Genomic DNA, 13757 nt, shown 5'->3' with positions numbered 1-13757 from the left:
GACCGCCCCGGGAGCCCGGGCCTACGGGCGGCCGGGCTCCCGGGCCACCAGCCCCCGCAGCTCCTCGAGCATCACCTCGGGGTACTGCAGCGGGACGAAGTGGGTGCCGGCGAGCGTGCGGAGCCGGGCGCCGGGCACCCTCCCGGCCGCCGCCCGGACGTCGGCGAGGTCGACGAGGGTGTCGTAGCGGCCGGCCACGAAGGTGACCGGGCAGCGCACCGGCGCGACGTCCAGCGGCTCGTGCTCCGCGACGGCCAGCGCCAGGTGCCGGTACCAGCGCCAGTCGTGCCGCGAGAACTCGTGCAGCACGTGGTACAGCGCGGCCGGGTGGGCGGCCTCCCGCGCGGGGCCCGCGACCCCCGCCGGGTGCAGCAGCTCGTGCCACGGCGGCAGGCTGGCCACGACCACCGGCAGCAGCGGCCCGAACACCGGCAGCAGCCGGCTGCTCAGCCGGCCGGCCGGGGCCCGCAGCCGCCGCGGCACGCCGAGCGGGGCGAACATCGCCGAGAAGGTCCCGCCCGGCACACCGGCGACGGCGAGCAGCGAGCGCACCCGCGAGGGCTGCTCGAGCGCGAGCTCGAACGCCACGTTGACCCCCAGCGACCAGCCGATGACCGTCGCCGACGGCATGTCGTGCGCGTCGAGGACGGCGCGCGCGTCATCGGCGTGGTCCTCGACGCGCACCCGGCTGCGGTCGGCGGGCCGCTCGGAGCCGCCCAGACCGCGGTGCGCCCAGGTGACCACCCGGAAGCCGCTGTCCCGGCCCACGATCCCCGGCCAGGCCGCGGCCGGCGCCCCGAGCCCGTTGCACAGCAGCACCGGGGCGCCGTCCCCGTCGTTGCACCAGGTCCGCAGCCGTGTCCCGTCCGCGCCGCGGACCGTGCGGGTGCTCAGCCGAAGGCCTCGCGCATGTCCTCCGAGGCCGGCGTCGGCTCGCCCGGCGCCGGGGCGGGCATCTCCGCCTCGGTCTCGTGCGGCACGGACGCCGTCTGGACCGCGACCACCGCCGGGTCGACCCGCATCACCGCGTACCCGGCCACGGCGCCCGCACCGAACCCGGGCGCGAAGACCCGCACCGGCTGGGTGATGACGCCGTCGCGCACCGCGTCGTGGATGGCCAGCGGGATGCTGGCCGACGATGTGTTGCCGACCTGCTCGATGTTGAAGTAGAGCTGGTCGGCGGTCAGCCCGGCCCGCTCGGCCAACCCGATCACCATCGTCTTGTTCGCCTGGTGCGGCACGATCAGGTCGACGGCGTCCATGAGCGACCCGTCCCGGCCGTCCGGTGCCGGCAGCTTGCTGAGCTCGTCGATCATCTGCGACAGGTAGCGGCCGGCCAGCGCCTTCACCTGCGGCCCGAACACGGTGATGTTGTTGTCGAACTCCGGGTTGGGCCAGAGGATCGAGTTCACCTCGCTGGCCGGGCCGCTGGCGTAGGTCTTCATGTAGTCGATGTCGCCGTCGGTGCCCTCGGGCGCCGGGCCCACCACGAGCGCCGCCGCCCCGTCGCCGAAGATCATCCGCGAGGTGCGGACGTTGCCGATCTTGTCGGAGAACTTCTCCACGCAGACGACGAGGACCGGCCGCTCGACCTCCTGCAGCATCCGGACGGCGTCGGCGACGCCGTAGGGCATGCCGGCGCAGGCCGCGATGATGTCGTAGGCGGCGTACACCTGGTGCATCCCGAGCTGCCCGCACAGGTAGGTCGCCAGCGACGGGATCAGCCGGGAGCTGGTGCAGGTGCAGACCAGCACGCCCCCGATCTCCTCCGGCTGCCGCCCGGCCTTGTCGAGCGCCGCCTCGGCGGCCTGCAGGGCGAGCTCCTCCAGCGGCAGCGAGCTGTACTCGCGCTGCTCGATGCCGGTCTTGGAGGAGATCTCGTCGGCGCTCATCGGCGACCAGTTGTAGGCGGTGTTGCGGATCAGGTCGTCGTTGCTGCAGATCTGGTCACCGTGCACCGCGGCCAGCGCCTCGATCCGCGGCTGCACCGAGAAGCGCTGCCGAACGTCCAGCTCGGGGTAGGGCCGCACCGGGGGCCGGGACTCCCGGGCCGCCGCGGCGTGCCGCGGCTGGGCACCGGCCCGCAGGCGGCGCAGGAAGGCGCGCACCTCCTTGTCGCGCGGGTGGAAGGCCACCACCCAGTCCTCGTCCTTGAGCTGGTCGACCGAGGCCAGCTCCACCTGCGACCGCTCCCACGGGTACTGGTTGTGCAGCACCATCGCCCAGCGGTGCAGGGCCTCGAGCTCGGGGACGTCCTCGGAGACGTCGAGGATGTCGGTGTAGTCGTAGACCGGGTAGTCGGGGTCGTAGTGCGGCAGCCGGAAGGTCAGGTTGCCCGGCTGCTCCAGGAACTCCGCGACCGTGGGCTTGACCGCCGGCAGCGTGGACGCGTGGTGCCGCCGGTTGGCGAAGACGTCGAACAGGATCTCGAAGATGCGGTCCTCGCAGCCCTGGTTCCACTTCGACGGCAGGTGCGGATAGGCCTCCTGGACCCCGGAGACCTTGGCCTCGCCGTCCTCCCAGGGCTCCAGGACGGGCAGGAAGACGTCGGACCGGGTCCGCGGGAGGTCGGCCCAGCGGGTCGGCCGCTTGTCGTACATGGTGATCGAGAAGCGGTTGGCCCAGAAGAGGTTCAGGGCGAGGTCCCGCATCAGGTCGTACCGGGTGCCGTAGGCGCCGGTGCGGACCCGCTCCAGGATGTCGGTGCCGCTGGGGGCCTTGGTCTCGAAGTCACGGCGGATGACGCTGTCGAGCTGCTCCAGCGTCTCCATGGTGGAGAAGTCCAGCTCGGGCATGATGTTCGACGGGAACACCATGCGGCCGTGCCGGTTCAGGACGAACGCGTTCACGAGGGTCCTCTCTGTTGGACGGTTCAGCTCCGGGCGGCGCGTTCCATCCCGCGTTCGACCGCGGCGATGAGACGCGGGCGCAGTTCCGCGGCGGGGATGATGGCGTGCACCGAGCCCATCCGGCGGGCGCGCTCGATGTCGTGGACGGCCTCGAACTCCGCGGCGACCTCACCGAGCTTCTCCGAGCGGACGGCGCTGCGGACGGTCGCCAGCTGCGCGCGCAGGTGCGCCTGCTCGACGGCGTCGGCCGCGGCGATCGCGGCCTCCAGCTCCTGCAGCCGCGGGTCGGCGGCGGTGCGCTTGTCGACCTCGCGGGAGAAGACGACCGCCGCGGCCGGTGCGCCGCCGATCACCGAGGCGTAGGAGCCCTCGACGGCCAGCACCTCCATGCCCTCGTTGAGGACGCCGGAGAAGACGACGAAGGCGCCGCCGTGGTAGCGGGAGACGACGCAGAAGACGATCGGGCCGTCGAAGTTGGTGATCGCCCGCCCGATCTCCGCCCCGTACTCCAGCTGCATCTCCCGCAGCGACTCCGGTGAGCCGTCGAAGCCCGACAGGTTGGCCAGCACGACCAGCGGGCGGTTGCCGCTGGCGGCGTTGATGGCCCGCGCGGTCTTCTTCGACGAGCGGGGGAACAGCGTGCCGGCCGTCCACTGGTCGGGGCCGTCGGCCGGGTGGCTGCCCCGCCGCGGGATCGGCCGCGACTCGATGCCGAGCACGGCCACCGGGTACCCGCCGAGGTGGGCGTCGAGGACGACGGAGGTGTCGGCGTCGGCCATGCCGGCCCAGCGCTCGAGGACCGGGTGGTCCTGGTCGGTCACCGCCCGCATGACCGTCCGGATGTCGAAGGCCTTCTTGCGCTCGGGGTTCTTCTCGGCCGAGAAGACGTCGCCGACCCGGGTGAACTCGCTCGACGGGTGCTCGTGCGGGTAGTCGCGGACGTCCCGGTCGCGCGGGTCGGTGGTCTCGGCCCGCCGCGGCCACCGCTCCCCCGGCGCCCGGTAGGTGTGGTCGTAGTGCCGGAAGAGCACGTCGAGCGCGGCGGTGAGGTCGGGCGCCCAGTACTGGGCCTGCCCGTTGGGCCCCATCACCCGGTCGTAGCCGCCGATGCCGAAGTTGTCCTCGGCCGACACGCCGCCGGAGTAGTCGAGGGAGTGCTTGCCGGTGAGCACCATCGCGCTGTCCGGCGTCATCACCAGGATGCCCTTGGTGTGCATGAGCATCGTGGCCTCGGCGTTCCAGTACGACTGGGCGCCGACGTTGATGCCGGTGACGACGACGTTGATCTCCCCGCCGGCCTGGGTGTACTCGATGATCCGGCGCAGCGCCCGGGAGACCCAGTCCATGTTCTCGGTGCCGCTGTCCATGGAGATGCGCGCGCCGGAGGAGAGCGCGAACCACTCCACCGGGATGCCGCGCTCCTCGGCCAGGTTGAGCGCCGCGACGACGCGGGCGCACTCGGGCTCGGCGACCGTGCCCAGGGCCTTGGTCGGGTCGCCGAACAGCGCCACCCGGGTCATGCCCTCGGGGTACCGCTGGGTCGCCGTGGTCACCAGGCCGACGACGATGCCCGCCTTGTTCTGGCCGCGCGGGCGGTCGACCGGGACGAGCCGGCCGTCGGCGTCCAGGTCGTGCTCGACCCACGAGCCCTGCGGTCCGGCCAGGATCGGCGCCAGCTCGTACGGGTAGGGCGCGCCCCGGGCCCGGGAGCTGAGCACCTTGGCGGTGTAGTCGTCCAGCGGGCGGATCGGCTCGGTGGGCCGGTCGGTCACCTCCATGCGCACCCCGGTGCCGGGCCGGAAGGAGAAGCGCAGCGCCACGTCGCGCGGCGGGCGGTCGTCCTCCTGGAGCCGGGCGAACAGCACGATCTGGTCCAGACCGGCGCCGATGGTCAGCGGCGCCGAGGTGCGGGCGAAGGTCGCCACCTCCTCCAGCGGCACCTCGATCGAGGGCCAGGCGTAGAGGTAGACGCGGTTGTGCTCCAGCGGCCGCCGGGACCGGCGCAGGGACTGGGCCCGGCGCAGGCTGTCCAGGCAGGAGGTCAGCTGCCGCTCGACCGTGGGGAAGCCGACGATCTCGCCGGCGTCGTCGCGCAGCGGCGTGAGGTCGCGGACCTCGGCCATCGCGATGAACCGCTCGTCGTTCGGGTTCTCCTTGCCCGTGATGTGGAACAGGTAGGTGTCCTCCGCCGACGGCACCCGTTCCCCGTCGAAGTTCTTCAGCCGCCACAGGTTGAGCCGCTGCGCGGTGAGCGGGTGCAGCCCGCGGACGACCCGCTCCTCGGCGAGCCGGCCGTCCTCCCCCGGTCGGAAGGTGACCGTCTCGACCTCGCCGTCCGGGGTGGAGACCGTGACGGTGACCCGGCGGCCGGTCCGCAGCGCCGGGACGTCGTCGAGCACGCCGCGCAGGTGCTCGGCGAGCGCGTCGGCGTCGGCCGGGCGGTCGGGCCAGTTGACGTAGAGGTCCACGACGACCTGGGCCGGGTCGGCGACGTCGGCCAGCGCGCCGGCCACCGACCGCAGCGCCTCGGGCAGCCGGGCCGCCTGGGTCATCAGCGCCAGCAGGTGCAGCCGGACGCCGTTCAGGTCGAACTCGGCGGTGACGCAGGTGTTCCCGTCGAGCAGCGTGGACCGCACGTCCTCGAGGCTGCGGCTCCGGTAGTAGCGGCGGGTGAGCACCTCGAGGACCGGGTCGGGGACGGACGTCCCGCGGTCGAAGCGCTGCGCCAGCAGCCGGACCAGCGGCTCGGGGCTCGCGACCAGCGCCTCCATCCGCCGGATGCTCTCGGCGGTGTCCCCGCGGGCGCCGGCCTCGTCGAGCTCGTCGAGCAGCCGCGCGGCCCGGTCGAGGACCTCCTGCCGGGCCGCCCGGACGACCGGCTCCTCGAAGTGCCGGTAGCGGACCGCGCGCGCGAGGTCGCCCACCGACGGGTAGCGCAGCTGGGTGGCGACGACCAGCCGGTCGAGCACCTCCCCCACCTCGCCGCGCGCCGGCCCCTCGGGCAGCCGGTCGGCGGTCAGCCAGCGGTCCAGCAGCGCGGAGACCGCGGGCAGCTGCTCGCCGACGCGCTGCTGGGCGAGGAAGACCCGGTGCACCGCGTCGGTCAGCGCCGCACTGGGCTCGAGGTCCTCGACGCCGTAGTGGGCCAGTGCCCGCCGCAGCCGGGCCCGGAACGCCTCCGGCAGCCCCTCCCGCTCGGCGTCGAGGGAGCGCAGGTAGCCGTGGAAGTACTCCCGCGGGCTGTGGACCTGGGTGTCGGCCTCCTCCTCCGCGCTGGCCGGCCGGTTGCGGGACAGTTCGGAGATGTCGGCGAAGGTGACCAGGACGTCGAGCTCGGCGTGCAGCAGCTGTGCGTCGTCGGCCGGCAGCTCGTCGCGGGCGGCGGCGTACTCGGCGACCAGCCGCTTCGCGTGCCGGCCGCTGACGTCGTAGCCGGTGACCAGCGCCCGCAGCGCCGCCAGCCGGGCCAGCGCCCGCGTCCGCGGGTCGCCGTCGGGCGTCTCGTCCGCGCCGGGCAGGGCCACCCGCTCGCCGGCGGTCTCCTCGGCCTCCTCGGCGACCCGCTCGAGGACGAGCAGCGGCGCGCCGGCGTCGACCTGGCTGTTGACCGCGGCCCGGATCTCGCGGACCCGGCCGGCGAACGGCGCCCGTACCGCCGTCTCCATCTTCATGCTCTCGAGGACGGCGACCGGTTGGCCGGCCTCGACCTCGTCGCCCACCTCGGCGCGGACGGCGACGACCACCGCCGGGGCGGGGGCGCGGACCACGCCGCCCACGTCGCGGCTCACCCGGTGCGTCTCGCCGTCGACCTCCACCAGGGAGGATCCGGGCGCCTGCGCGGCGACCACGGACCAGCGCCGTCCGCCGGTGGTGAGGAGGCTCTCCAGCGGGCCGACCCGGTCGACCTCGACGTCGACGAACCGGCCGTCGAGCCCGACCTGGTACCGGTCCCGGTCCACGGTGACGACGGTCAGCCGGTACACCTGCCCCCGCATGCCGAGCTCGATGGTGCGACCGACCTCGTGCGGCGCCCGCGGCCGGCCGCCGCGGGCCGACGCCAGGAAGGCCAGCCGCTCCTGCTCCTCCTCGGCCTCGGCCAGGTCGACGGCCACCTGCACGAGCGCCACCCACGCCGAACCGTCCGGCCGGGCGGTGCCGGCCGCGCCGGTCCGGTCCAGCCACCCGGTGTCGGCGGTGCCGGACACGACCTCCGGGCGGTCGAGGAGGTCGAGCAGGAAGGACTTGGTGGTGGTGCCGCCGCCGAGGACGACGGTGGTCTCCTGCAGGGCGCAGCGCAGCCGGGCCAGCGCCTCGGTGCGGTCCCGGCCCCAGGCGATGATCTTGGCGATCATCGAGTCGTACTCCGGCGGGACGACGTCGCCGACGCTGAGGCCGGTGTCCACGCGGATGCCCGGCCCGGTCGGCATCCGCAGCAGCTCGACGCGGCCGGGGGCCGGGGCGAAGCCCTGCTCGGCGTCCTCGGCGGTGAGCCGCGCCTCGACGGCGTGCCCGCCGGCCGCGGGCGGGTCGCCCTCGAGCCGGCCGCCCTGGGCCACGTGCAGCTGCAGCTTGACCAGGTCCAGGCCGGTGGTCGCCTCGGTCACCGGGTGCTCCACCTGGAGCCGGGTGTTGACCTCGAGGAACGTGGTGAGCTGTTCCTCCGGCTGGTAGAGGAACTCGACGGTGCCCGCGCCGACGTAGCCCGCGGCGCGCACGAGCGCGACGGCGGACTCGCGCAGCGCGGCGTCCTGCTCGGGGCTGAGCGCCGGCGAGCTGGACTCCTCGATGATCTTCTGGTTGCGCCGCTGCACCGAGCAGTCGCGCACGCCGGGCGCCCAGACCGTGCCGTGCCGGTCGGCGATGACCTGGACCTCGACGTGGCGGCCGCCCTCGACCAGCCGCTCCATGAACACGACCGGGTCGCCGAAGCTCTTCTCAGCCTCCGACCGGGTGCGGGTCAGCGCCTCGTCGAGCTCGGCCTCGGAGCGGACGACCCGGATCCCGCGCCCACCGCCGCCGCTGCGCGCCTTGACGATGAGCGGGTAGCCGATGCGGTCGGCGTGCTGCCGGCTGTCGTCCGGCCCCTCGACCGGGCCGTGGCTCCACGGCGCGACGGGGACGCCGACCTTCTCGGCGAGCACCTTGGCCTCGATCTTGGCGCCGAGCAGCCGCATCGCCTCCGGCGGCGGCCCGACGAAGGTCACACCGAGGTCGGCGCACAGCTCGGCGAAGGCGGGGTCCTCGGCGACGAAGCCCCAGCCGACCCAGGCCGCGTCGGCACCGCTCACCCGCAGCGCGCGGGCGAGCTCGGCGTGGTCGAGGTAGGGGGACCCGGCCCCCGTGTCGTCCAGCAGCACCGCCTCGTCGGCGGCGCGCACGAACGTCGCCCGGCGCTCGGCCTCCGTGTGCAGCGCGACGACGCGGGTCCGTGTGCCGTGCTCGGCGTTGAGCTCACGCACCGCACGGATCAGCCGGAGCGCCGGCTCCCCTCGGTTGACGACGGCGATGCGGTCGAACACCCGGACACCTCTTCCTCTCGCTGGATCTGTGGACGTCGTTCGGGAGCTACATGTCGAGACCGCCGTTGACGCCCCAGACCTGCCCGGTGATGTAGCCGGAGGCGTCCGCGGCGAGGAAGTGCACGACGCGGGCGACCTCCTCCGGCTCGCCCAGCCGGCCGATCGGTGTCTTGGCCCTGAGCTGGTCGAGGACCTTCTCCGGCACCGTGCCGAGCATCTCGGTGGCGGTGTAGCCGGGCGTGACGGCGTTGACGGTGATGCCCAGGCCGTCGGCCTTGCCCGAGCGCTGCACCTGGTGCGCGGCCTCGCGGGCCAGCGTCTTGGTCAGGCCCAGCAGCCCGGCCTTGGCCGAGGCGTAGTTCGACTGGCCGATGCCGCCCATCTCGCCGATGACCGAGGAGATCATCACGATCCGCCCGGTGCCGCGCTCGAGCATGTGCCTGAGCGCGGCCTGGGACAGGTAGAAGGCGCCCGACAGGTTGACGTCGATGACCCGGCGCCAGTCGTCGTCGGTCATCTTCAGCACGGTGCGGTCGGCGGTGATGCCGGCGTTGTTGACCAGGATGTCGAGCCGACCGTGCTCCTCGATGACCTCGGCGACGGTGCGCCGGCAGTCGTCGGGGTTGGCGATGTCGCCCTTGTGCACGGAGAAACCCTGGTCGGGGAAGTCGTCGCAGAACTGCTTGCGGAAGCGCTCGGCGGCCTCGTCGTTGCCGCTGTAGCCGGCGGCGACGTCCGCGCCCTGGGCGGCCATGCTGCGGCAGATCGCCGCGCCGATCCCCCGGGTGCCGCCGGTCACGAACGCCACGCGTCCGGAGAGCTTGTCGCCCGTCCTGCTGGTGCGTTCCTGGGTCGCTGTCACCGGCTCCTCCTCGAGACCTCGGCGCGCACGCCTCGTCCATGGACCGGAGCCGGTCTGCGGACGACACGGCTCCGGATCGGGATACGGGGCAGCATCCTGCTGACCGGGCAGTACGGCAAGGGCGGGGACGCGGTCGCGCCCGGAGACCGCGTGACATCCACCACGCGGTCGGGCGTGTCGAGGACGGCGTGTCGCCGGCGCGGGAGCTCCCCCGCGGGCGCCGGAGGACCGCGCCCCGGTACCCGGCCGACCTGCGGGGTCTCCGCTCGGTCAGTACGGTCGCCTCACCCGTCCCCGGAGGTACCCGTGCCCGACCGGCCCGCCGACCCCGCGAGCTGGTCGCTGCGGGCGGTCGCCGCCGCGTACCGGGCCAAGACCCGCCTCGGCGAGGTGCTCTCCGCGCGCGCCCGTCGCCGCGGGTGGACGACGGCGGCCCTCGGCTACCCCGGGTACGCCGCGCAGGGCCGGGCGCGGGTGCGCGGCCGCCTGCTGCTGGCGCCCGCGGGCACCGACCCGAACGCCCGTCGGGACATCCCGGGCTGGCGGCGGCTGCTGACCCTGGAGCAGCCGCACGGCGAGGTCGACGTGACCGTCGGCGGTGCCCGGGTGCGTGCGCGGGCCGACGAGGCCGGCCTCGTCGACCTCACCGTCCCCGCCGACCTGCCGCCCGGACGCGCAGTGGCGCTGCTGCACCCGGAGGGTCGCCCGCCGGTGCCGGCACCGCTGCACGTCGCCTCGCCGGACGCGCGCCGCGGCGTCGTCTGCGACATCGACGACACGGTCTGGATCACCGGCATCCGCCACCCCCTGCGGGCGGCGTGGCGCACCTTCGCCGGCAACGGCTCGACCCGCCGTCCGGTGGCCGGCATGGCCGCGCTGCTGACCCGGCTGGTCGAGGGCACCCCGCACGCGCCGGTGGTCTACGTGAGCAACGGGCCGTGGAACCTGGCCGGCCCGATCACCGACTTCCTGGACCGGCACGGCTTCCCGGACGGCGCGCTCCTGCTCACCGACTGGGGCATCACCCCGCGCGCCTGGTTCCGCAGCGGCCGGGCGCACAAGCGGGGCGCCCTGGAGCGGCTGGCCGCGGACCTGCCCGGGGTGCGGTGGGTCCTGGTCGGCGACGACGGCGAGCACGACCCGGAGATCTACCGCGACTTCGCCCGGTCGCACCCCGACCGGGTCGCCGCGATCGCGCTGCGCACGGTCGCCCCGATCGGCACCCACCCGCCGGCGACCGAGGAGCGGGCCGGCGCCGTCCCCGTCGTCCGCGCCGGTGACGGCCGGGCGCTGGCCGGGCTGCTGGACCGGCTCGACCTCGCCGAACCGCTGCGGACCCCCGGGTGGCAGCCGGCGGGGTGACGCCCCGGTGACGTCGCCGTGACGGGTGCCCCCGGAACCTGGCCCGGCCGGGCACGGTCCTGCTCCGCGCCCGGCCGCCGGGGGCCGCGGTCGCCGACGCCGTCCCGGGGCCCGTTCGGTCCGGCCGGCCCCCGCCGCGTCGTCCTCCGCGTCGAGCCGTGACCGACACCCAGGAGGCGAGCGTGACCGTCAAGGTGGGCACCTTCAACCTGCGCAACCTCGCCCGCGCCGGGGAGCCCTTCTACCCGGACGAGCGGCCGTACTCGGCGGCCGAGTACGAGCGGAAGGCGACGTGGACGGCCGAGCAGCTCCGCCGGATGGACGCGGACCTGGTCGGCTTCCAGGAGGTGTTCCACGAGGAGGCCCTGCGCGACGTCTGCGGCCGGTCGGGCCGCTTCGAGGACGCCACCGTCACGGCGCCGGGAGTGGACGGTGCCAGCGGTCCGCGGCTCGGCCTGGTCACCGCGCTGCCCCTGGCCGAGCCGGTCACCGCGATCGCCGACTTCCCTCCCGGCCTCGACGCGGAGGTCGACGGTCTGGCGCTGCCGGTGGGGACGTTCGGCCGCCCGGTCCTCCGCGCCCCCGTGGTCCTCGACCCGGCAGCGGGCACGACGGCGACGGTGTTCGTCGCCCACCTGAAGTCCAAGCGGCCGATCCGGGACCCGCAGACCGCCGAGCACGACCCCCGGGAGGAGGCCCTGGGCAAGGCCCGGGCCCTCATCCGTCGCGCCGCGGAGGCGGCCGCCCTGCGCTTCCTCGTCCTCGAGGAGGCCGTCGGCAACGCCCGGCCGGTGATCGTGCTCGGCGATCTCAACGACGCCGCGCGGGCGGTCTCCACCGACATCGTCCTGGGCGACGCGCCCTCCCGGTTCTGGCCGCGGGACCCCGACGACAGGAGGGCCTACTGGGACCGGCTGCTGTACTCCACGTACGAGATCAACGCCCGGCAGGTCGGCCGCGACGTGAGCTACACGCACATCTTCAACGGGCGCTACGACACCCTCGACCACATCCTGGTCAGCCAGGAGTTCTACGACCGCAACCCGGCGCGCATCGGCGAGGTCAGCACCCTCCGGTACTTCAACGACCACCTGGTCGACAGCCAGCTCAGCGACGACCGCGCCGGTCGTGACGTCTCCGACCACGGACAGCTCGTCGCGGAGATCAGCCTGCGCGACAACTAGGCTCCGTGCCCCCGGGACCCGCGGCCAGGCACGCCGCGCACGCCGGACGGTCAGGCGCGGCGGACCACCAGCGGCAGCCGGCTGACGGCCACCATCGTCCACGGGTTGCGGTGCTCGACCGGCTCGTCGGCGGCCGGCTCGATGTCCCGGTAGCGCTGGAACAGCGACCCGAGCGCGACCCGGGCCTCCAGCCGGGCCAGCGGCGCGCCCAGGCAGAAGTGGACGCCGTGCCCGAAGGTCAGGTGCGGGTTGGGGCGGCGGTGGAGGTCGAACCGGTGCGGGTCGGTGAACACCCGCCCGTCCCGGTTGGCCGCGGCCAGCCACGGCAGCACGAGCTGCCCGGCCGGGATGCGCACGCCGCCCACCTCGGCGTCGACGGTGGTGTACCGGGCCAGCCGCGGGAACGGCGTCCGCAGCCGGAGCACCTCCTCGATGGCCTGCGGGAGGAGCCGCGGGTCGGCCCGCACCTCGGCGGCGGCGTCCGGGGCCTCGGTGAAGGCGACCACGCTGTTGCCCAGCGTCGCGGTGGTGGTGATGTGCCCGGCGACCAGCAGCAGCCCGGCGAAGCCGACGATCTCCTCGTAGGCCAGCCGCTGCCCGTCCACCTCGGCCTGGACCAGCCGGCTGGTCAGGTCGTCCGCGGGGTGGATCCGCCGGGCCCTGATGTGGTCGAGGAAGTAGGCGTTCATCTCCCTCACGGTGGGCGCCACGGCCCCCACCATCCGCTCGCCGGCGTCCACGAGCGCCTGGTCGGGGTCGACGTCCTGGCCGAGCAGCACGTCGGCCCACCGGCGGAACAGCCCCCGGTCGGAGGCCGGGACGCCGAGCAGGTCGGCGATGACGATGACCGGCAGCGGGTGGGCCAGCGCCTCGACGAGGTCGAACCGCTCCCCTGCCTGGTCCAGCAGCTCGGTGGTCAGGTCGGCGATCCGCGGTTCGAGGCCGGCCACGACCCGGGGCGTGAAGGCCTGGTTGACCAGGGAGCGCAGCGTCCGGTGCCACGGCGGGTCCATCCGGACCAGGTTGCCGCGCGAGAAGAGCGCGAGGTCGTCCTGCTCGGGCTGCAGCGCGGTGAGGTCCGAGGAGAACACCACCGGGTCGGACAGGACGGCGCCGGCCTCCGGGTGGCCCAGCACGTGCCAGCACTGCTGCCTGTCGTCGTGGTGGACCTGCCCCTCCTGCCGGCTGCCCTCGAGCCAGGCGAGGAGGTCATCGAACGTCGGTCGGGTGGTCGTCACGCGAGCTCGCTCCCCTCCGACTGGGCGGCCGCGTCCCCGGACCGGCCGGAGTCGCGGCCCGGGTCCGGCCGACGGGCCCGGCCGGGCCGGGTGCGGAGCGCGGGCGCCCGTCGGCCGGCAGCCGGAACGCCAGCACGGTCAGCAGCACCGCGGCGACCGACACCAGGCTCAGGGTCAGCGTCTGCAGGACCTCGTCGCTGGTCGTCTCGAGCAGGTGCAGGGTCAGCTGGTGGTACAGCTGGTGCGGGAGGAAGGCCACGACAGCGGCGAGGCCCGTCGCGCGGGCGAGCCATACCCCGCCGGTCAGCAGCGCGAGCAGCGCCACGACCCCGAGGGCGAGGTTGCCCTGCCCCACGTCACGCAGCAGGTGCTCGTTGTAGGGGCCGTCGACGCTCACCCAGTGCCGGCCGGCACCCGGGAAGTCCTCGTAGAAGGACGCCGGTGCCAGCGTCTGCCAGCCGCCGACGCCCAGGCCGAACAGCACGAAGAAGCCGAGCAGGCCGGAGACGGCACGTCGCACGGGAGCCTCCCCCCGGGTGCCCGGCCGGCGGCGGCTCCCGCTCCAGTGGGGCTGCTCCCCCGTCGCCGGGCCCGAGGACGCGATGGTCCTGCCGCTGTCCGGGTGCCGCAAGGGACGACAGGCACTGGTGGGGCAGGGCGACGCGCCGGGCGGTGCGGGAGCCGACAGACAGTGCCAGAACCGGACGCCGCGCTCTTCCGAGTTCTGCCAGTGCCGGGCGGGC

General features: G+C 74.5%; 8 protein-coding genes. 2 read left to right on the top strand and 6 right to left on the bottom strand.

Annotation, left to right across the window (positions count from 1 at the left end; translation table 11 throughout):
- Positions 1–21: 21 nt before the first annotated feature.
- The 4 genes from ACI78Z_RS00760 to ACI78Z_RS00745 form a co-directional block, all read right to left on the bottom strand.
- Positions 22–819 carry an alpha/beta fold hydrolase gene (locus ACI78Z_RS00760; protein ID WP_457034598.1) on the bottom strand — a complete coding sequence of 266 codons (798 nt, stop codon included), beginning with the start codon at positions 817–819 and terminating at the stop codon, positions 22–24.
- A 71-nt stretch (positions 820–890) separates the two neighbouring features.
- Positions 891–2849 (bottom strand): 3-oxoacyl-ACP synthase III family protein, encoded by a 1959-nt coding sequence (locus ACI78Z_RS00755; protein WP_457034597.1) that lies wholly within the window; start codon positions 2847–2849, stop codon positions 891–893.
- 23 nt (positions 2850–2872) lie between these two features.
- Positions 2873–8368: an ATP-binding protein gene (locus ACI78Z_RS00750; protein ID WP_457034596.1), complete on the bottom strand. Its 5496-nt coding sequence runs from the start codon at positions 8366–8368 to the stop codon at positions 2873–2875.
- A gap of 46 nt (positions 8369–8414) precedes the next feature.
- Positions 8415–9230: a beta-ketoacyl-ACP reductase gene (locus ACI78Z_RS00745; protein ID WP_457034595.1), complete on the bottom strand. Its 816-nt coding sequence runs from the start codon at positions 9228–9230 to the stop codon at positions 8415–8417.
- Positions 9231–9536: 306 nt separating this feature from the next.
- Here ACI78Z_RS00745 and ACI78Z_RS00740 point away from each other — a divergent pair, with 306 nt between their 5' ends.
- Complete coding sequence (locus ACI78Z_RS00740) at positions 9537–10592, top strand: App1 family protein (protein ID WP_457034594.1); 1056 nt, start codon at positions 9537–9539, stop codon at positions 10590–10592.
- A gap of 182 nt (positions 10593–10774) precedes the next feature.
- Positions 10775–11776: an endonuclease/exonuclease/phosphatase family protein gene (locus ACI78Z_RS00735; protein WP_457034593.1), complete on the top strand. Its 1002-nt coding sequence runs from the start codon at positions 10775–10777 to the stop codon at positions 11774–11776.
- Between the two features lie 50 nt (positions 11777–11826).
- Here ACI78Z_RS00735 and ACI78Z_RS00730 read toward each other — a convergent pair whose 3' ends face one another.
- Together ACI78Z_RS00730 and ACI78Z_RS00725 are read right to left on the bottom strand one after the other, a co-directional pair.
- Positions 11827–13014 (bottom strand): cytochrome P450, encoded by a 1188-nt coding sequence (locus tag ACI78Z_RS00730; protein WP_457034592.1) that lies wholly within the window; start codon positions 13012–13014, stop codon positions 11827–11829.
- Positions 12986–13534 (bottom strand): hypothetical protein, encoded by a 549-nt coding sequence (locus ACI78Z_RS00725; RefSeq protein WP_457034591.1) that lies wholly within the window; start codon positions 13532–13534, stop codon positions 12986–12988. The genes ACI78Z_RS00730 and ACI78Z_RS00725 overlap by 29 nt, the downstream gene beginning before the upstream one ends.
- Between the last annotated feature and the right edge of the window lie 223 nt (positions 13535–13757).

The sequence above is a fragment of the Geodermatophilus sp. SYSU D01176 genome, from assembly GCF_054050015.1.
This window is presented reverse-complemented; position numbering and strand designations above follow the sequence as displayed.